21 protein-coding genes are annotated in these 19,254 nt (G+C 69.7%); 8 read left to right on the top strand and 13 right to left on the bottom strand.

Translation table 11 applies throughout. The annotated features are described in order from the left end of the window. Positions 1-288 precede the first annotated feature (288 nt). The 3 genes from NB3_RS04095 to NB3_RS34795 form a co-directional block, all read right to left on the bottom strand. Entirely contained in the window at positions 289-1,425 is a 1,137-nt protein-coding gene (locus NB3_RS04095; protein ID WP_174553165.1) for an FUSC family protein, read from the bottom strand. 73 nt (positions 1,426-1,498) lie between these two features. Beyond that, positions 1,499-1,942, bottom strand: coding sequence for a DUF3151 domain-containing protein (locus NB3_RS04090; RefSeq protein ID WP_067796953.1), 444 nt, complete (start codon positions 1,940-1,942; stop codon positions 1,499-1,501). A 309-nt stretch (positions 1,943-2,251) separates the two neighbouring features. Continuing rightward, positions 2,252-2,632, bottom strand: a complete 381-nt coding sequence (locus NB3_RS34795) for a hypothetical protein (protein ID WP_157111507.1) — start codon at positions 2,630-2,632, stop codon at positions 2,252-2,254. A gap of 784 nt (positions 2,633-3,416) precedes the next feature. Between NB3_RS34795 and NB3_RS36035 the strand changes: the two genes are divergently transcribed. Next, positions 3,417-5,009, top strand: a complete 1,593-nt coding sequence (locus NB3_RS36035; protein WP_244891761.1) for an Rv0361 family membrane protein — start codon at positions 3,417-3,419, stop codon at positions 5,007-5,009. Between the two features lie 98 nt (positions 5,010-5,107). After that, positions 5,108-6,169 carry a fused (3R)-hydroxyacyl-ACP dehydratase subunits HadA/HadB gene (locus tag NB3_RS04075; protein WP_067796946.1) on the top strand — a complete coding sequence of 354 codons (1,062 nt, stop codon included), beginning with the start codon at positions 5,108-5,110 and terminating at the stop codon, positions 6,167-6,169. A 10-nt stretch (positions 6,170-6,179) separates the two neighbouring features. Here NB3_RS04075 and NB3_RS04070 read toward each other — a convergent pair whose 3' ends face one another. Next, positions 6,180-7,646: a glycoside hydrolase family 183 protein gene (locus NB3_RS04070; protein ID WP_067796704.1), complete on the bottom strand. Its 1,467-nt coding sequence runs from the start codon at positions 7,644-7,646 to the stop codon at positions 6,180-6,182. 282 nt (positions 7,647-7,928) lie between these two features. On the opposite strand from NB3_RS04070, the gene NB3_RS36750 reads away from it, so the two are divergent. Both NB3_RS36750 and NB3_RS04060 read left to right on the top strand, forming a co-directional pair. After that, entirely contained in the window at positions 7,929-8,162 is a 234-nt protein-coding gene (locus tag NB3_RS36750; RefSeq protein ID WP_157111505.1) for an excalibur calcium-binding domain-containing protein, read from the top strand. Between the two features lie 35 nt (positions 8,163-8,197). Next, positions 8,198-8,524 (top strand): excalibur calcium-binding domain-containing protein, encoded by a 327-nt coding sequence (locus NB3_RS04060; RefSeq protein WP_244891760.1) that lies wholly within the window; start codon positions 8,198-8,200, stop codon positions 8,522-8,524. Here NB3_RS04060 and NB3_RS04055 read toward each other — a convergent pair. After that, on the bottom strand, positions 8,521-9,639 hold the full coding sequence (locus NB3_RS04055) for a BTAD domain-containing putative transcriptional regulator (protein ID WP_067796941.1): 1,119 nt from the start codon (positions 9,637-9,639) through the stop codon (positions 8,521-8,523). The genes NB3_RS04060 and NB3_RS04055 overlap by 4 nt on opposite strands. Before the next feature lie 25 nt (positions 9,640-9,664). Next, positions 9,665-10,699, bottom strand: coding sequence for a class II fructose-bisphosphate aldolase (gene fbaA, locus NB3_RS04050; protein WP_067796697.1), 1,035 nt, complete (start codon positions 10,697-10,699; stop codon positions 9,665-9,667). A 298-nt stretch (positions 10,700-10,997) separates the two neighbouring features. Between fbaA and NB3_RS04045 the strand changes: the two genes are divergently transcribed. Together NB3_RS04045 and NB3_RS04040 are read left to right on the top strand one after the other, a co-directional pair. Beyond that, positions 10,998-11,654 (top strand): DedA family protein, encoded by a 657-nt coding sequence (locus NB3_RS04045; protein ID WP_067796938.1) that lies wholly within the window; start codon positions 10,998-11,000, stop codon positions 11,652-11,654. A gap of 5 nt (positions 11,655-11,659) precedes the next feature. After that, positions 11,660-12,358: a DedA family protein gene (locus NB3_RS04040; protein WP_067796694.1), complete on the top strand. Its 699-nt coding sequence runs from the start codon at positions 11,660-11,662 to the stop codon at positions 12,356-12,358. A gap of 7 nt (positions 12,359-12,365) precedes the next feature. Here NB3_RS04040 and NB3_RS04035 read toward each other — a convergent pair whose 3' ends face one another. The 3 genes from NB3_RS04035 to NB3_RS04025 form a co-directional block, all read right to left on the bottom strand. Beyond that, a complete protein-coding gene (locus NB3_RS04035) occupies positions 12,366-13,451 on the bottom strand; it encodes a glycoside hydrolase family 76 protein (RefSeq protein ID WP_067796934.1) in 1,086 nt (361 codons plus the stop codon). Between the two features lie 270 nt (positions 13,452-13,721). Next, positions 13,722-14,432, bottom strand: a complete 711-nt coding sequence (locus NB3_RS04030) for a TrmH family RNA methyltransferase (RefSeq protein ID WP_084485746.1) — start codon at positions 14,430-14,432, stop codon at positions 13,722-13,724. Between the two features lie 19 nt (positions 14,433-14,451). Further along, the gene (locus tag NB3_RS04025) at positions 14,452-14,787 is read right to left on the bottom strand and encodes a DUF4190 domain-containing protein (protein WP_067796688.1); all 336 of its coding nucleotides are present in this window, start codon (positions 14,785-14,787) and stop codon (positions 14,452-14,454) included. A gap of 179 nt (positions 14,788-14,966) precedes the next feature. Here NB3_RS04025 and NB3_RS04020 point away from each other — a divergent pair, with 179 nt between their 5' ends. Then, positions 14,967-15,545 carry a Uma2 family endonuclease gene (locus tag NB3_RS04020; protein ID WP_067796685.1) on the top strand — a complete coding sequence of 193 codons (579 nt, stop codon included), beginning with the start codon at positions 14,967-14,969 and terminating at the stop codon, positions 15,543-15,545. Between the two features lie 63 nt (positions 15,546-15,608). Next, complete coding sequence (locus NB3_RS04015; RefSeq protein ID WP_067796682.1) at positions 15,609-16,055, top strand: DUF3592 domain-containing protein; 447 nt, start codon at positions 15,609-15,611, stop codon at positions 16,053-16,055. Here NB3_RS04015 and NB3_RS04010 read toward each other — a convergent pair. The 4 genes from NB3_RS04010 to NB3_RS03995 are packed head-to-tail and all read right to left on the bottom strand — an operon-like array spanning position 16,039 to position 19,211. Beyond that, positions 16,039-16,746: a lysoplasmalogenase family protein gene (locus NB3_RS04010; protein WP_067796679.1), complete on the bottom strand. Its 708-nt coding sequence runs from the start codon at positions 16,744-16,746 to the stop codon at positions 16,039-16,041. The two genes, NB3_RS04015 and NB3_RS04010, sit on opposite strands and share 17 nt — an antisense overlap. Before the next feature lie 2 nt (positions 16,747-16,748). Beyond that, positions 16,749-17,807 (bottom strand): beta-ketoacyl-ACP synthase 3, encoded by a 1,059-nt coding sequence (locus NB3_RS04005; RefSeq protein WP_067796676.1) that lies wholly within the window; start codon positions 17,805-17,807, stop codon positions 16,749-16,751. A gap of 50 nt (positions 17,808-17,857) precedes the next feature. Beyond that, entirely contained in the window at positions 17,858-18,406 is a 549-nt protein-coding gene (pyrE, locus tag NB3_RS04000) for an orotate phosphoribosyltransferase (protein ID WP_067796674.1), read from the bottom strand. 1 nt (position 18,407) lies between these two features. Next, positions 18,408-19,211, bottom strand: coding sequence for an SDR family NAD(P)-dependent oxidoreductase (locus tag NB3_RS03995; protein WP_067796670.1), 804 nt, complete (start codon positions 19,209-19,211; stop codon positions 18,408-18,410). Positions 19,212-19,254 lie beyond the last annotated feature (43 nt).

Raw genomic sequence — 19,254 nt, 5'->3', positions numbered from 1 at the left:
CGGGCGCGGGGCCGCCCGGTCGGGTTGCCGAACGGCCCCGCTTCTTCGCCGTGTCCGATCCCGCCCCCTCCCGGCTGCCACACCCCTTGGCCGGGAGGTCCTTTCGTCCACGTGCGAAGCGGTCGACCGCGATACCCCGCGACTCGCGGTCACATCGCAAAGCTACGTCCGGACGACGCGCGGAACCCGAGTAGCGGACTACCCGAAGATCGAATTCGCGGCGCGCCGTGTCCGGCGCAGACCACTGTGCCCGGCACGAATGTCCGAATACCGCTGAGTAGTACGGCTTCAGACCTCGGGCCGCACGTAAGGGTTCTTGACCGTCGGCGGCAGCAGGGCAATCGCCGAGATACGTTGCACGCCACACACCTGCATCAGGTCCACCAGCGTCGAACGCACCTGCGCGAAGACGACATGCGCCGAAAGCCCCGCGCCGGCTACCAATTCCGGTCGCGCGCCCTTCGCGACCGAGCGCAATACGCGGGCCGCCTCGGCGCGGTCGGGCTGCTCGCCGGGGTCGGCCAGCATCATCCGGCGCACCACGTCGACGGCCTGGCCGAGCCGCTCCACTTCGTCGATCAAGCCCGGGTTGAGGATTTCGTCGTCGCGCACCAGAGTCAGGGAGCGCCGCAACAGGACTCGGGTGTTGCGGATGGCGTTGTCCAGCGGATCGGCCGTGGCCCTGATGCATTCGAGACGGGGACGGGAGTTCCAGTACAGCGGCGAGATCCGGCTGATCTCGCGCCCGCCCTCCAGGGTGGCGCGCAAGGAATCGATCTGCGGCTGGGTGGCGCGCATCGCGGTGAGCGCGCGGTACAGCTTCTCCGGATCCTGTTCGAGCAGGCCGTCGGCGCACTCGGTGATCGATCTACCCATCACGCCGAGGATGTCCGCGGCCAGCGTGCGCGCCCTGCGCACGGGATGCAGGGGGATCGCGGCGACCACCAGCACGCCGACCAGACCGCCGACCAAGGCGTCGATCATGCGGGAAAGGCCGCCGCCCGCCGAGGGCGGCAGCAACGTCGCGACCAGCACGGCGGAGCCCGCCGCCTGCACGGTGATGACCGGACCGCCGTCCAGGAACACCGCCGCGGCCATGGCGACCGCCACCACCAGCGCGATCTGCCACACGCCGGTCCCCGCGTAAGAGATGAACAGATCGCCGATGCCGATGCCGACCGCGACACCGACCACCAGCTCCACCGAGCGACGCAGCCGCGCGCCGAAGGAGATGCCCATCGACACCACGGCGGCCGTCGGCGCGAAGAACGGCAGCGCGTGGCCGATGACGTGATGCGCCAGGAACCAGGCCAGCGCGGCGCCGACCGCGCACTGGACGATCGGCAGCGCCGATCGGCGCAGCCGGGTCCACGAGGCGCGCAACCGCGCCGCGCCGCGCGCGCGGGCCACGCCGAACCGGGACATCGGATCGAACGCACCCGGCGCCCGGCCGCTACCCGTCATCGAATCGCTACGCGGTGCTCCGATCACTACGAACTCAGTCGAGACCGAGCTCCGCGGCCGCGTTGGGGTCGCAGTCTTCGAGCAGGTCCAGGCAGCGCGCGTACTCGTCGTTCTCGCCGATCGCCTTGGCGGCGCGGGCCAGCGCGCCGACGCTGCGCAGGAAGCCGCGGTTGGGTTCGTGGCTCCACGGCACCGGACCGAAGCCCTTCCAGCCGTTGCGGCGCAGCAGGTCGAGACCGCGGTGGTAGCCGGTGCGGGCGAACGCGTACGCGGCGACGATGTCGTGGTTGACCGCATCGTCCCCGGCCTCGCCACGGGACAGCGCCGCCTCGGCGAGGTGGGCCCAGGCGATGGAGGCGGCGGGGTGCTCGGCCGCGACCCGCACCGGATCGGCGCCGTCGAGGAGCGCGTCCTCGGCGTCGGAGAGTTCTGGTAGCAACACCGGTTGCGGTCCGAGCAGGTCACCGAACGAGGTCATGCGGTTCATTGTGCACCGCACGACGGTTTGCTCGTCAGGCGGCTTCGCTCGGGCGGGGAGACGGGCCGCCGCTGTTTCGCCCTAGGCCCGTGTGCCCGGCCCGGCCCCATCGAACGGCTGTCCGGGCCCGGCCCGGCACCCGGCGGTGCGCCGCCCCGCGGACGGCTGTTTCCAGCTCGTTCCGGCGATGCCGTCCCCCGATTCCCGCCCCTGCGCGGTCCGCCGCGCGAGTCGCCCGGCGTCCGTTCGGATCGGCGTGGACTGATGCCGGACCTCGCCGGGCGACGACCATTAGGCTGGCCGTCGAGTTCAAACAGTTCCGCTTTGACGAGGGGTGTGCGTGTCCGACCCGAACGACGAGAAGAATCCGGCGCCCAGCAGCGCCGAACCGGCCGACGCCGCCGGGGCCGACGCACGCCCCGGCGCTGCCACGAACCGCACCCCGGCCGCGGACAAGAGCGGCCCGGCGGCATCCGCCGCGCCCACCGAACGCATCGCCAAGGCGCAGCGGCCGAATGCCGGCAGCGGCACTTCCGCCTCGGGTCCTGGCGCGTCGGCGGCGAGCCAGAAGGGGGAGGCGGGCGCACGCGGTCCGGTTCCCAGCGCGCCGGGAGCCCAGGCACCCGCCGAACCCGGCAGCGGTCCGACCTCGTCCAAGGGCACCGACGCGACGCCGAACGCGGGGGGCACGAAACCATCGAACGGCCCTGCGAGCAAACCGAACTCACCGGCCTACGCCCAGAGGTCCGGCGGCTCCGGACCGGCGGCGGGCACTGCGCAGAGCGCGGGGGCCGGGCAGCCGCCCTCCCCCGGAGCTGCCAGCGGCGCGAAGCCTGTAACCCCGGACAACCGGACAGGTTCCGTCGCACGACCTGCTTCCTCGAATCCCCCCGCTGCCGGAGCCCGGAGTGAGTCGGCCGCACCCAAGGCCGGTGGCGCGACCTCCGAGGGCACACCGTCGTCCGGTCCGGCCTCCGACGCGAAGGCTCCGTCGCCGAGTTCAGCACCGAGGCCCGCGGGCGGCGCACCGGTCTCGGGCGGCGCAGGTAAACCGAATCCCCCTGCCGCCGCGCAACCCCAAGCAGGCCGACCTGCCACAACACCGACGGGCGGCCAGAACACGCCATCACCCTCCGCCTCCGCACCGGGCGCCGGAAAACCGAACGCCCCCACACAACCCCAGGGGAACCGACCTGCCACAACACCGGCAGGCAGCCAGAACACGCCACCGACCTCCGGCTCGGCACCGGGCAGCGCCGGTAAAACGAACACCCCCGCCGCCGCGCAGCCCCAAGCGGGCCGACCTGCCGCTACACCGGCAGGCAACCAGAACACGCCACCGTCCACCGGCTCCGCACCGGGCGCCGGAAAACCGAACGCCCCCACACAACCCCAGGGGAACCGACCTGCCACAACACCGGCAGGCAACCAGAACACGCCACCACCCGCTTCGAGCGCCCCGGGCGCCAAGGGCATGGCGCCTTCCGGCCCCGTAGGTCCCGGCCGGGCGAACGCCCCGGCGGACAAGGTCGGTGGCCAAGCGCGCTCCGGTGCGGGCGCGTCCGGACCGCATCGGCCCCATGGCGCCGATGCGGAGACCGCGGAGATCGACAGCAAGTCCGCGGCGAAGTCGGAGGCCGATGGCGCATCGAAGGCAGGTTCCGCGCCGAACCAGCCACAGGCCAGCGGCGCACCGAAGTCCGGTTCCGCGCCGAACCCACCGCAGACCGGTGCACCGAAGCCCGCTACCGCGCCGAACCAGCCCGCATCCGGCAGCGCAGCGCAACCCACTACCGCGCCGAACCAGCCGGGCGACGCGCGCACCGTGGTGATCAAACGGGATCAGACTCCGTCGGGTGCCGCGCGCGGTTCCGCGCCGGGGACGCCCTCCGCCAGCGGACCCGCTTCGAAAGACGCAGCGCGGCAACCAGTTCAACCCGCCAAGGGCCAGGCGACGCCCGAGTCCGGCGCGAAAGCGGGACCGGCGGCCGCCGCGAAGAGGGGGACGCCGGGCGAGTCCGCTCCCCCCGGCAAGCCCACCGGCTCCGAAGCGCGGAACACCCCCACCCCGCAGGGCGGCGAATCCGCGACCGTCGTGATACGCAAGCCGCAGCCACCGGCCGGACCGGCTCCCGCGCAGGAACGCGCCGCCGAATCCGCTCCGGCCGAGGCACAGAACCCGCCCGGTTCGGATGACGTGACGATGGCGATGCCGGTGGTCGGCCTGGACGACGCGAAGACCGTCGCGCTGCCCATCCAACGTCCCGCCGATGGTGGCAAACCCGGCACCGATCGCGTGGTCACGCCACCGGCGGGCCCGGTCCCGGTCACCAAGCCGCCGAGCACGCCGCGTCCGGCTCCCGGTCCCAAACAGCCCGGCCCGCACGGCCCGGCCGCGCCGCCGCAGCACGGACCGGGCGTCGAGGACACCCGCCCGTCGCCGCAGCGCCCGCAGGGACGGCCGCGGCAGGTGGCGACCGCGCCGTCCCCCGCGGACGTCCAGCAGACCGTGCCCGCGCAGTCGATGGGCGATCCGCGCGCGCCGCAGACCCGGCCCGTCGCACCGCCGCAGCGGATCCCCCCGGCGCCGCAGCAAGGCGCGGGCGCGTCGGCCACCGGCCCCGCTCGGCCCGATCGACGGCTGATCGTGTTCGGTGCGGCGGCCGTGGCGGTGCTCGCGCTGATCGGGGTGATCATGGCGCTGGTCACGATGTCCGGCGACGAGTCGCCCGAGGCTCAGGTGCGCAGCGCCATCACCAGCTACACCGACGCGCTGAAGAGCGGCGATCTGGACGCGCTGCGCTCCACCACCTGCGGTCCGCTGCACGACTTCTATCAGGGCATCCCGAGCGACCAGTTCGCCGGCGTGCACAAGTTGTCGATGGAACGCAAGAACATCCCAGTGGTGGACAGCATCGACGCCATCCGCATCACCGACGGCACCGCCATCGCTCAGGCCACGGTGTACACCGAGGCCGACCCGGCAAAGCGGTCCGCACGAACCTTCGACCTGCAGCGCACCGACGACGGATGGAAGGTCTGCGACCCGCCCTCCAGCACTCAGTAACCGCACGGCGTTGTGATAGCGGGCACGCATCGATGCCGGTCACGCACGTCACACTCACCTGGTCAATGGTCCGATCCGGCAGTAGCATGGCCCGGATCATGAGCAGGGAGCAGACGATGGCGCGGCCGGAAATCGATGTCGTCCCGGTGACGCCGATCGGGCAGCGATTCCGGGTGCGTGACCACTACGAGGTCGGCCGGGAGAAGGTCAGGGAATTCGCCCGCGCGGTGCAGAACCACCACGCGGCCCACCAGCGCGAAGCCGACGCACGCGCGCTCGGGTACCCCGGGCTGATCGCGCCGCCGACCTTCGCCTCGGTGATCGGGATGAGCGGGACCAGGGCGCTGCTCGACTCGGTGCTCACCGAGTACGACCTCTCGCAATTCCTGCAGACCGATCAGGTCTTCGAGATCTACCGGCCGATCCTGGCCGGCGACCGGGTGCGCAGCGAGATCATCATCGAATCGATCCGCCAGTTCGGCGACAACGACTTCATCCTGGTGCGCTTCTCGCTGAGCAATCAGCACGGCGAGGTCGCCATCGTCGGGTCGACCACGATCGTCGCGCGCCGCGGCGCCGATGTCGACGCCACGCTCGACGACGTGGTGGAGAACATCATGATGCACGGCCGTCCGGTCGAAGCCGGGAGCGCCGACTTCGCGCCCGACGACGTGCTGGTGTCGCTCGGCGTCAGCCCGTTGGTGGAGCCGGAGCGGCACGAGCCCACCCCCGTGCACACGCTGCCGGCCTTCGACGACCTCGCGGCGGGCGATCGGCTGCCCGACGGCGCGTTCCGGCTGACCCGCGGCGACCTGGCGAACTACGCGGGCGTGTCCGGTGACGCCAACCCCATCCACTTCAGCGACCACGCCGCGCAGCTGGCCGGTCTGCCGACGGTGGTCGCGCACGGCATGCTGACCATGGGCTTGGCCGGTGGCTATCTCACCTCCTGGCTGGGCGATCCCACCGCGATCCAGAAGTTCAGCGTGCGGTTCTCCGGCTTCGTCCCGGTCGCCGCCGACGCGGCGGGCACGGTCGAATTCACCGGACGGATCAAGTCGCTCGACTCCGCCGCGCGCACCGCGACCATCCTGCTCGGCGGCACCTCCGAGGGGCGCAAGTTGTTCGGCCGCGCGCTGGCCGAGGTCCGGCTCCGCTGACCGGAGCGGATCACTCGCCGACGGCCGAGTGCATCAGATAGACGTTGTAGTCGCTCCAGGTCGACATGGTGAAGTACAGATCAGGGCCCGACGACCACGGGTGGATGAATCCGCCGTACAGCTCCGGGTAGCTCAGCGCCGACACCGTCGGCGTGCTGTCGGACCACACGCCCTGCGGTGTGTCCGCCTCGCGGACGACGAGTGCGGCTTTGGTGGTGTCCAGATAGCTCATCTGCCAGACGCCGCGGGCGGTGTCGTAGCGGACCGACAGTTCACCGACGGGGCCGTCCACGATCGGAGTGGCCGAGCCGAAGCCACCGACAGGGGTCCAGGCTCCGTCTCGCCAGTACTGGTAGGCGGTGGTGTTGAGCAGCTGGTCTTCCGGCACCCGCGCCAGCCCGACCGCGCCGAGGCGGGTGTTGGGTGTGCCGAACATGTAGACGTAACCCCCGTGCGGCACCATCGCGCTGACCTGGAAGTTCGCCAGTCCGAAGATGTTGTCCCAGCGGGCGTGCGGATCTTTCGTCCAGGTCTGGCCGTGGTCGTCGGAGTAGGCGATGCCGCCGTAGTTGGTGAAGAACGTGCCCGGCAGGCTGTTCCAGGTCCGGATGGACATGTAACTCAGGTACTGCCGCCCGCCCAGCGCGAAACCCGAGGTGGGAATGGTGGTGACCTCGACGTTGTCGAGCTTGCGGCTGGAGAGCACCTCGGCCGCGTGGCAGCGGTCGTCGGTGACCATCCGGTCGAAGGTCACCCCGTCGGCGAGGTCGCGGTCGGTGCTGAAGGCGAGCACGTTGCTGCGCCAATCCAGTCCCATGCCGCCGGGCGGATGGAAGCCGCGTCCGACGGTGTCGCCGAAGGCGGTCGCGATCTCGCCCGGTGCGCTCTCCCACATGATGCCGAGGTCGGTGCCGTCCACCTGCCAGCGTTTATCGGTGCGGTTCACCGAGTTCGCACCGGTCAGCTTCGCCACCTCGCGAGCAGGGCCGAGGCGCGGCGCCGGGCGGGCGGGTGACTGCGCCGCGGGTTCGACCGGCGGCTGCACCGGCGGCGGAGGAGGCGGCACCTGGCCGGGGTCGGGACCGGGGCCGGGGATCGCGAAGTGGAACGGTTTGGGATTGAGCAGGATCTCCGGCATCCCGAGCTGTGCGGCGAGACTCGGTGGGGGCGCGGGCAGATCGGTGAGATCAGGGCATGGATTGGCGCAGGGGTCCGGCGGGAGTTCCATCCGCGTTCGCTTCGGCGCCGGTTCCGGCAGCTGCGCCGGGAGCACGGTGACCACCGGATAGGGAATCGGCACCTCCAGCGTTTTCGGCACCAACGGCTCGTGGGTCGCCACCGGGTCGGTCGCGCACGGCCCGACTCCCGCGAGCGAGCCCGCCGTTTCGGGCTCGGCGGCGGCACGCCCGTCGGTGTAGACGAGCATTCCCGCGCCGACCACGACCGCGCCGATCGCGGCGAACATTCGCATCGCCATTGCAAACCCCTCGAAATCCATTGCGGACACGAACCTTGCGAAGACGAACCAGCGGAACGACCCTACCCCGTTCGCCTTTCGACCACCGGCAGACCGACACGCTCATTTAAAAGTACGAATTTGCTTCATTTACAGGGTGAAACGCTCCATGCTTGCTAGTGTCCGTTCCGCGACGGCTCCAGTCGGGGAGAGCCGCCGTCCGGGCTTCACTCCGGTCATAGTTCGAAACCGTTGCCGCCGAGCATGTTCGATCATGCCCGGCCCCGACCAAGAACGGATCACATGAAGAACGCACTCCTGCGTGCCGCGCTCGGCATCGGCACCGCCGGCCTCCTGGCCACCACCGTGGTGTCCCTCGGCTCACCGGTGGCGGCAGCGCAGCCGGACGACACCCAACCCGTCTACTACAAGAACTGCGCGGCAGTGCGGGCGGCAGGCAAAGCGCCGTTGCTGCGCGGCGAACCGGGTTACGCCCCGCACCTGGACCGGGACAACGACGGAATCGCCTGCGAATAAGGCACACCGGCCGATCCGGGAGCAGGATGGAGGGCGTGACCAAGTCAGTTCTCCGTGTCGCGTCCGCGATCGGGGCGGCGCTGCTGGCGGCGGGCGCGAGCGCGCTCTTGCCGTCGGCGGCGTCCGCCGTCCCGCCTCCGGCCGTCGCGATCGCCGGACCGCACGACGACCACCCGATCCCGCACAACCGGACCGGACCGAAGGGCGACAGCGCGCGACCCGAGGAACCCGCCGAGCGGTCCCCGAAGATCTACACCGACTGCGACCAGGTGCGCGCCGAGGGCGCCGGACCGCTGTACCGCGGGCAGCCCGGTTTCAACGCCCACCTGGACCGGGACGGCAACGGCATCGCCTGCGACTAGTGCAGCGCCTGGAAGGTCAGGATCGTCCCGCCGATCCTGATCTGATCGCCGTCGGCGAGCAGTACGCCGCTGTCGATCGCGTCGTCGTTGACGAAGACGCCGTTGGCCGAATGCAGATCCTTGATCAGCAGGCCGGAGCGACTCGGCATGATGTGCGCGTGATAGCGGCTGGCCCGCGGATCCTCCAGCACCAAGTCGTTGTCGGTCATCCGGCCGATCCGCAGGCCGCCCTGCGCGATCGCCACCACGCGACCGTCCGCCATCCGCAACTGGCCGGCGCGCACCGCACGCGGCACCTCGGTGACCGTCTCGGTCATCGCCGCGGCCAAGCGTTCCACCTGCCGTAGTTCGACCGTGCTCAGCGGCTCCTGCCGCAGCACCCGCTGCTCCAGGTCGATCAGCGCCGGTCCCGGGTCGATACCGAGCTCGTCGGCGAGCACGCCGCGCACCTTCCTGCACGCCTCCAGCGCGTCCGCCTGCCGCCCGGACAGATACAGCGCGGTGATCAACTGGCCCCACAGCGGTTCCCGCAGCGGGTGCTCATTGGTCATCGCGACCAGCTCACCGATCACCGAAGACGCCCGCCCGCAGGCGATCTCGGCGTCGATCCGGGCCGAGGCCGCCAGCAGCCGCTCCTCGTCCATGGCGGTGGCGAATCCGTCGGCGAACTGCAATCCGGCCAGATCGGCCAGCGCCCGGCCGCTCCACTCGCGCAGCGCGGAGCCGAACAGCTGTGCCGCCCCGGCGTGGTCGCCCGCCTCGGCGGCGCGTGCGCCGGCCTCCCGCGCCGCCTGGAAACGGCCGAGATCGCACGCCGTCTCGTCGATCTCCAACCGGTAGCCCGACGACTCGGTGCGCAGCACCGCCGCCGGGTCGACGCCGGAATTGCGCAGCGCCTTGCGGATGTTCGAGACGAAAACCTGCAGACTGGCGGCGTAGGCGTCGGGCGGCTCCTCGTTCCAGACCAGATCGGCGAGCGCGGCCGACGACACCGCGCGCCGCCGATTCACCGTGAGCGCGGCGAGCAGAGCCCGCGGTTTGGGCCCGCCGACGGCCACCGGTTCACCACCGACGAGCAGCCGAACGGGCCCGAGCACGCGCACATCCAAACTCATGTGCACCAAGCCGGGTGTATCAGGATCAAGCGCTGATCGAGCGTCCAGCCGACTTCAGGTCGTTGCACGCCTCCACCACGCGCGCCGCCATCGCCGCCTCGGCCTTCTTCAGGTAGCTGCGCGGGTCGTAGGCCTTCTTGTTGCCCACTTCGCCGTCGATCTTCAGCACGCCGTCGTAGTTGGCGAACATGTGCCCGGCGACCGGACGGGTGAACGCGTACTGGGTGTCGGTGTCGACGTTCATCTTCACCACGCCGAAGCGCAGCGAGTCCTCGATCTCGGACTTCAGCGAGCCGGAACCGCCGTGGAAGACGAAGTCGAACGGCTGCGCGTCGGCGCCGAGGCCGAGCTTGGCCGCCGCGACGCGCTGGCCCTCGGCGAGCACCTCCGGCTTGAGCACCACGTTGCCCGGCTTGTACACGCCGTGCACGTTGCCGAAGGTCGCCGCGAGCAGGTACTTGCCGTTCTCGCCCGCGCCGAGGGCGTCGATGGTCTTCTCGAAGTCCTCCGGCGAGGTGTAGAGCTTCTCGTTGATCTCGGCCTCGACGCCGTCCTCCTCGCCGCCGACGACGCCGATCTCGACCTCGAGAATGATGTTCGCCGCGTGCGTGGCCTTCAACAGCTCCTTGGCGATCTCGAGGTTCTCATCGATCGGGATCGCGGAGCCGTCCCACATGTGCGACTGGAACAGCGGGTTGCGGCCCGCGTTGACCCGCTCCTGGGAGATCGCCAGCAGCGGACGGACGAACGTGTCCAGCTTGTCCTTCGGGCAGTGATCGGTGTGCAGCGCGATGGTCACGTCGTACTTGGCCGCCACCACGTGCGCGAACTCGGCCAGCGCCACCGCGCCCGTGACCATGTCCTTCACGCCCTGGCCGGAGCCGAATTCCGCGCCGCCGGTGGAGAACTGGATGATGCCGTCGCTGCCGGCGTCCGCGAAGCCCTTGATGGCCGCGTTGACGGTCTCCGACGACGTGCAGTTGATGGCCGGGAAGGCGAAGGAATTGGCTTTGGCCCGACCGAGCATCTCGGCGTAGACCTCCGGAGTCGCGATGGGCACTGTAAGACCTCCGTGTTGTGCGGCAAAGACCTATTTTGTCAGCCTTCACCCTAAGGCAGCGGTGTTTCGCCTGGTATGCAGGGAGGGAGTGCGCAGTTGACCCGCCGGTAATTTTGCGCACAGCACGAGCATTCTCAGGCGGAGCCGGTACTGTGGGGCCGGTAATTTGCGCTGGCAGCTTCCGACGCGGTGGCAAGCGATGCAGGCCAGCCGTATCGGGACAGGAGGCCACGTGATTCTGCAGGCAGCGACAGAATCGGTGACGAGCAACCTCGCGCTGACCGAGTTGCTCGATCCGATGCACCTGCTCACGGAAACGTGGCTGAAGGACGCGGTACTGCCGGCCATCCTGGTCATCGTCTTCATCGAGACCGGCCTGCTGTTCCCGATCCTGCCCGGCGACTCGCTGCTGTTCACCGGCGGCCTGCTCGCCGCGCAGCCGAATCCGCCGGTGTCGATCTGGGTGCTGGTGCCCGCCGTCGTGCTGGTCGCGTTCGCGGGAGACCAGTGCGCGTATTGGATCGGGCGGGCCATCGGCCCGGCGCTGTTCCACAAAGAGGACACCCGGTTCTTCAAGAAGCACTACGTCACACAGACGCACGAGTTCTTCGAGAAGCACGGGCCGAAGACGATCATCCTGGCCCGCTTCGTGCCGATCGTGCGCACGTTCATGCCGGTGCTGGCCGGTGTCTCCAAGATGGACTACCGCAAGTTCGTCGCGTTCGACATCGTCGGCGCGCTGCTGTGGGGCGGCGGTGTCACGGTGCTCGGCTACTTCCTCGGCAACGTCGCCTTCATCCGGGACCACGTCGAGGCGATCTTCTTGCTCATCGTCTTCGTGTCGATCCTGCCCGGCATCACCGCGGTGGCGAAGAAGCTGCTCGGCCGCAATGCCACGGCGCAGGAGCAGACCGAGGCGAAGCTGACCGCCTCGACCAGCGAGTCCACCCGCTGAAGCCGGTGCCGACCGAATCGTCGCCCCTAGCCGTGGGCAGTTTCGATCCACTGCTGTCGGCGGGCCCCGCGCTCGTCTGGACGGTGGTGCTGACCTTTGTTTTCCTCGAGTGCGCGGTGATCCTCGGGCTGTTCTTGCCCGGTGACTCGATGCTCATCACCGCGGGCATCGTGATGGCATCGCACGCGTCGGGTGAGGCGCACGTCTGGGCGCTGTCGGTGGGCGCGATGGTCGCGGCCATCGCGGGCAACCAGGTGGGCTACGTCATCGGGCACCGGACCGGACGACATCTGGTGGCCCGCAAGAACGGCAGATACATCAACGTCCGCAATCTGCAACGGGTCGCGGAGCTGCTGCATCGGCACGGATTCGTCGCGGTGCTGATCGCCAGGTGGATCCCGTGGGTGCGCACCCTGTGCCCCTCGGTCGCGGGCGCGGCTCGGATGGATCATCGCAAGTTCACCGTCGCCAGCACCATCGGCGCGATCGTCTGGGCGCCGGTGCTGTTGCTCATCGGCTACTACGCGGGCAATTTCCTGCAGCGCGTGGAGTGGCTGATGCCGATCGTGATCGGCACGCTGGTGGTCGGCCTGATCATCGGCACGGTGCTCGGGGTGCGGCACTACCGGCAGGAGATGTCCCAGCCCGCCGAGGACTTCGCGCTGGAGACAGCTCCGGGCGCCGTGCTGGAGCCCGAAAGCTGATCCGCGGTCACAGTCCCGCGGCGCTGACCTGGTAGGCCGCCTCCATGAGCAGCCAGCCGGACAACTGCACCGACATGTCGCGTCCCGGCACCTTCGACGAGGTGACCGAGCCGCCGGAGGTGAAGTAACCCGCTCCCGCGCTGCCGCCGGGCAGCTGCGCGGGCTTGCTCCAGTCGTGCCCGAACAGTGGCTCGCCCTCGACCTGCAGCCGGTTGGCCCACGCCGCCTTCGCGGACGCGGTGACGATCGCGGCGGCCGCACGGCGGTCGGCGACCTGTTGAGCGTCCTCACCCGGCAGCATCACCGCGACCAAGGCCAGGTACCGGGCCAGGATGCCGTTGAACAGCCCGCCGTCACCGCCCCCGCCGCCGTTGACCACGCCGTTGGTGGTCATGTGCTCCTCGACGGCCGCGAGCAGCCGGTGCACGCGCTCGGTGTGCCTCGGTTCGCCGGTCTGCACCGCCAGCTCGGTCTCCAGGCCGAGCACCACGCCCTGGCAGTAGGTGAACACCGGACGTTCGATCTCGCCGGAGGGCAGGTGGATGCCGTCGAGAATCAACCCGGTCTCCGGATCGCGCAGCGTCGCGTCCAACCAGTCGGACATCTCCTGGGCGCGCTGGACGCGCCCGAGACGCAGCAGCGCGATCGCGGCGGGACCGTTCGCGGGTGCGTTGAAGTAGTCCGAGCCGATGCGCCACGGCAGGCCGCCGCCGACCTCGGGCTGCCAGCCGTCGTACAGGCGCTTCTCCAACGCGACCAGCGCGGTGCGCACGTCGGCCCCCTGGGTCCGCTCCGCACGCTCCAGCGCGATGGCCAGCCAGGCCATGTCGTCGTAGTACCGGTTGGTCCAGCCGGTGATGTTGCGGAAGCGGTGCGAGCGCGCCAGCGCGGCGATTCGCTTGCGGCGCAACGGCGTCGGCGCCCGGTTCGCGGCGTCGATCGCGCACTCGATCAGATGCGCCTGCCACCAGTAGTGCCATGCGCCGAAGATTCGCTCGCGCTTGGTCGCAGGCCAGCCGACCACGCCGAGTTCGGTGCCCGGCAGCGCCCACAGCGCGCGCAGATGCCGGGAGACGATCGACGATTCGGCCATGTCGGCCCGTTCGGACCACAGCGTCGCGGGCGCGACGGCTTCCCGGTCCGCCGCTGCACGGCCGGCCGGCGGACGCGGTGCCGCGGAGCCCGTCTCGGCGTGCTCCACGCTCGGCACCTCGATATCGTCGCTCCGCGAGGTCATGGGTCAATGGTGCCAGGCCAGAACGCATTTATGCGCCCGATTTGTTACGAAAGCGATGTGCAATCGTGCCGGTGGGCTTCGGCGGGCGAAGATCGCCTGCTCAGCGCACCGAGCGCGGCCCGGCACTCACCATGCGGTCGTCAGATCGGCGTGTTGCCGGATCCAGGCGTGCATCGCGATTCCCGCGGCGACTCCGGCGTTGATACTGCGGGTGGAGCCGAACTGCGCGATCGACACCGTCATCAAGGCGGCCTGCTTGGCGTGGTCGGTGACGCCGGGGCCTTCCTGGCCGAACAGCAGCAGGCACGCGCGCGGCAGCGTGACGGTCTCCAGCGGCACCGAGCCGGGCACGTTGTCGACGGCGACCACGGTCAGTCCGGCCTGCTCGCTGAACGCCAGCAGTTCGCCGATGTCGGCATGGTGGCGGATGTGCTGGTAACGGTCGGTCACCATGGCGCCGCGGCGATTCCAGCGCCGTCGCCCGACGATGTGCACGGCCGCGGCGGCGAAAGCGTTCGCCGTGCGGACCACCGTGCCGATGTTCGCGTCGTGCCCGAAATTCTCGATCGCGACGTGGAACGGGTGCCTGCGCCGGTCTATGTCGGCCACGATCGCCTCGCGGCTCCAGTACCGGTAGGCGTCGACCACATTGCGGCGGTCGCCTCCGGCCAGCAGCTCGGGATCCAGGCGCGGGTCGTCCGGCGGCGGCTCGGCGTGCTCGCTCGCCCACGGACCGACGCCGTTCGGGTGCTCGCCCCACTCCGTCGGGCCCGGTAGATCCTGCTCCGCCGCGTCCGGCACTGGGTGACTCACCCCCACGATGCTAATTCCGGCCATCGTGCCCGCGACCGGTGGCTCAGTAGCTGGACGAACTCCCCGCGAACGCGCCTGCCAAGGCGAGCACCAGCATCAACAGCAGGAACAGCAGGCTCAGCGCCATCAGCGCGGTCGCGATGATGCCGCAGATGTACCCGGCGTTGACATTCCCCCGGCCACCGATGGTCCCACCGGACGCGTCGATCTCGTTGAGCGCCCGCTTGCCCATCACCCACGCGAAAGGCCCCATGAGCTGGCACAGCACGAGACTCAGGATGCCCAGGATCAAGATCGTGGTGGATTGCGGATGGTCCGGTGCTCCGTAGGCCCCATAGGCTGGATAGCCGTACGGCGGCGGCTGCGGCGGGTAGCTCATCAGCAGGATCGTAATGGGTGCCAGTGGGGGTGCGCACACACCACTTTTCGACGGGCAGCTTCCCTCCGCCGCCGCGTCCTGGCGGTATTACGACTCGAGAGCCGACGTCGCTGTGGTTTGTCGGCCTGGTGTGCCAAACTGGCCCCAACGCGGTATCCGTGCGGGGAGGGGAGGAAGCGATGACCGTCGAAGTGAACTGGCCTGATCATCTGCTGACCCTGGAGGACTGGATCGCGCTGCCGGAGGACAGCAGCCGAAATTACGAGCTTGTCGAGGGGGTTCTGGTCGTGTCACCGAGGCCGGTCGTGCGTCATCAATTCGCGGTCTGGCAGCTCGCGGCGCAAATCCACCCTCAACTACCGAAAGAGCTCGCTGCAGTGGGCGAAGCCGAGTTGGTGGTCGATCCGGCGCAACCTCCTACGGTGCGCGTGCCGGACGTCTTGGTCATCCGCCGCAAAGCGCTCACCGACGATCTCGCACGCGTGCATCCGGAGGATGTGAAACTCGCCGTCGAAATTCTGTCGGCTGGTTCCCGGCGAACCGATCGTGTCACCAAGTTCTTCGAATACGCCGAAGTCGGCATCGAGCACTATTGGCTCGTCGATCTCGATGAACCGGCCAGCCTCAGCGCCTACCGACTGATCGACAGCGACTACGAGCTGGTCGCCGAGCGGTCGGGCTCGGTGACAGTCGATCTGGCGGGAACGCCGGTCACGATCGACCTTGTCGCCCTGTCGAGCGATTATCTCGGCGGATAGGTCAGCACCGCCGAAGGTGTGCGGGCCTATCCTGGAGGTCTGGCACTCGGGGTGGAGGCTGGTATGGATCACGAGCGGATACTGCGCACGGTGCTCGGGGTGACCGCCGGGTATCTGATCCTGCTGGCACTGTGGCTGGGGTGGGTGGTGCACCGGACGCCGTCGGGAACGGTGCCGTATCAGATCGTGGCGCTGGTCGGGTTGTTCGGCTCGTGCCTCGGCGTCGGGATGATGCTCGCCGGGCGGCCGTCCAAGGCGGATCGTCAATTGTGGCGGCACGGCTTGGAAGGGTGGGCGACCGTCGAGGGCGTGCACCCGCTGGAGCGCACCGATCATCACACCGAACTCACCGAGCTGGATCTCGAACTCACCGTCCCCGGCTCCGAGAGTTACCGTGGCACGGTGGTTTTCGATGCCACCCCGGCCGACAAACCCCGGCTCGCGGTCGGCGAGATCCTCTCGATCCGCGTCGACCCGGCGAACCGGGATCGCATCATTCTGGTGCTGTGAGCACCGGCTTCACGTGCGCTTTCGGATCGGCGAGCAGGTATTGCGCGGCCGTGTAGGTCGCCAGGATCACGCCTTCGGTCACCCGGCGCGCCCGCTGACCGCGAGCGAACAACCGCCGCACCACGATGAGCCCGTCCGACACGGTGAACAGCAGTGCGCCGAGGCCGAGGCGACTGCGCGGATCCGCGCCGGGAATGTTCACGCCCGCAACGTTTTTCGTGCCGGGAGCCAGCGCAGGGTCCGAGGCGAGCACGGCCGCGGCCCCCAAGGTGACGCCATAGGCGGTCAGCGGTGCGGCCACCGCAGGGGCTTTCTTCCGCAGCAATCCGGCCGCACCCAGCCAGGCGGCCACCCGTGGCAGGGCCACCCCGGCGGCGGGCCTGCCACCCATACGCCACCACAGCGAGGCGTATCCGGCCTGCATCACCGCGAAGGACGACGCGCCGGCGATCAGCCTGCGGTCGTCATCCGGATCGATGAGGAGGATGTCGCCGACCGTGGCCGCGCCGAGCGACCCGATCAGCACCGTGCGCTCGGTGGACGGCAGTTCTCTGCCTTCGGTCGCCACATCCGCCGCCAGCAGCGGCATCAGCAGCGGCTTGGCGATCCACTGCGCCTTCTCCCGCCCGGTGACCGCACCGTAGACGGTGAGCGCCGCCGCCACGAGATACCCGGCTCGGAACGGCCGCATGCTCAGAAGCTCGGCTCTGCGGGCGCCGGCGGCAGCGTGACGACCTGGCCCGCGTAGCTCAGCCCGGCGCCGAAGCCGAGCAGCAACGCCGTCTGCCCGCCCTTGGCCTTGCCGGTGACCAGCATCTCCTCGATCGCGAGCGGAATGGACGCGGCCGAGGTGTTGCCGGTGTTCTCGATATCGTTGGCCATCGGGATCTCGTCGGCGAGCCCGAGGTTCTTCTTCATCAGCTCGTTGATCCTGGCGTTGGCCTGATGCGGGACGAAGACCTCGATGTCCTCCTTGGCCACGCCCGACACTTCGAGCGCGGTGGACAGCGCGCGCGGCAGTGTGACCGCGGCCCACCGGAAGACCCGAGGGCCCTCCATGCGCAGCGACATCCGGCCGACCGGATCCACGGCCGGGTCGAGCCCCTGCATGGCCTGCGCGCGCTGCATGTATTCCAGGAAATCGATGTCCTGCGCGATCGCGGCGGCGTTCTCGCCGTCACTGCCCCAGACGGTCGGCGAGATGCCGTTCTCGTCGCTCGGGCCGACCACCACCGCGCCCGCGCCGTCACCGAAGATCATCGCGGTGCCGCGGTCGGTGGGGTCGAGCCCGACGGTCATCGTCTCGGCGCCGATGAGCAGCACGTAGTCCGCGGAACCGGACCGGATCATGTCGGCGGCCACGCCGAGGCCGTATCCGAAGCCGCCGCAGCCGGAGGTCAGGTCGAAGGCGGGCACACCGTTCATGCCGATGTCGTAGGCCACCTGCGGCGCGCCGTGCGGGGTGAGGGTCAGCCAACTGGAGGTGGCCAGGATGACCGCGCCGATCTTCGACCGATCGACGCCGCTGTTGACGATCGCGCGTTCGCCCGCCGCCGCGGCGATCGACCGGAGCGTCTCGTCACCGCTGATCCAGCGCCGGTTGCGGACACCGGTGCGCTCGAAGATCCACTCGTCGGTGGAATCGAGGACCTCGCAGACCTCGGCGTTGCTGACCAGGCGTTTGGGTCGGTAAGCGCCGATTCCGAGCATCGCCACGTTCTCGCGGCTCCTGTTGACTGCAATGCTCACCACTGGTGACTCACACGACCCTTCACCTTCGAAGACTTAGACCATCGTCCAGGCTATCCCAGGGCGAGATCCTTCAAGCCGAGGATCGACCGGTACTCCAAACCTTCCGCGGCGATCACCTGGTCGGCGCCGGTTTCCCGGTCGACGACGGTGGCGACGCCGACCACGGTAGCGCCGGCGTCGCGCAGCGCGCGCACCGCGGTCAAGGGTGAATTTCCGGTGGTGGTGGTGTCCTCGACGACCAGCACCCGCTTGCCCGCGACATCGGGGCCTTCGATCTGGCGCTGCATGCCGTGCGACTTCGCGGCCTTGCGCACCACGAAGGCGTCGATCGGGCGGCCGGGCGCGTGCAGCACGGCCAGCGCGACCGGGTCGGCGCCCATGGTCAGGCCGCCGACGGCGTCGAAGTCCCAGTCCGCGACGAGTTCGCGCAGCAGTTTGCCGATCAGCGGGCCCGCGCTGTGATGCAGGGTGGCGCGGCGCAGGTCGACGTAGTAGTCGGCCTCCTTGCCCGAGGACAGGGTCACCCGGCCGTGCACGACGGCGAGTTCGCGCACCAGCGCGGCCAGCCGGTCCCTGTCGTTGGTAATCACGTCGATCATGTCAAGTCCTTCCGCGTGCGTCGAACAGCCCGCGATCGAGCCGGGCCCCCAGGGTTCGCGGGATCATTCCGGCGACGGTGGTGAGCGCTTTGTACTGCATACCGGGCACGCTGAGCACCCGGTCCTTCTCCAGATCACGCAGTGAGCCGGCGACTACCTGCTCGACGCTCAGCCACAACGCTTTCGGCAGCGACGGCATCGCGATGCCTGCTCGCTGGTGGAATTCCGTGCGGACGAATCCAGGGCACAGGGCTTGGACCCGGACTCCGGTTCCGGCCAGTGCTCCTGCCAACCCTTCCGTGAAGGATACGACGTAGGCCTTGGACGCCGAGTACGTCGACCCTCGTCCCGGAATCAGCCCCGCCACGCTGGCCACGTTGACGACGCGGCCGTTGGCCGCCGCGATCATCGGCGGCAGCGCGGCCCTGGTGAGCCGCATCACCGAGGTGACGTTGACGTCCAATTGCTCCTGCAACCGCTCGGGCGGCAATGTCCAGAACGCGCCGGATTGCCCGAAACCCGCGTTGTTGACCAGGAATTCGACGCCGTCGGCCAGCCGCGCCGCGACCCGCTCGCGGTCGGCGGCAGCGGCCAGGTCGGCGACGATCAGCTCCGAGCGGGTGGCGAAGCGGTGCTCCACCTCGGCCGCGAGGGCGGTGAGCCGCTGCTGGTTCCTGGCGGCGAGCACCAAGTCGTAGCCGAGCGAAGCCAGCCTGATCGCGTAACCGCGGCCGATACCCGAGGTCGGTCCGGTGATCAGCGCCACAGGGCGGGTGGCGCCGGGCAGCCGGGGATGCTCGGTCATGACGGCGCGATCGATCGCAGTCGTTCTGGTCCGACCGCGGTGG

The sequence above is a fragment of the Nocardia beijingensis NBRC 16342 genome (assembly GCF_001612785.1).
Lineage (GTDB): Bacteria > Actinomycetota > Actinomycetes > Mycobacteriales > Mycobacteriaceae > Nocardia > Nocardia beijingensis.
This window is presented reverse-complemented; position numbering and strand designations above follow the sequence as displayed.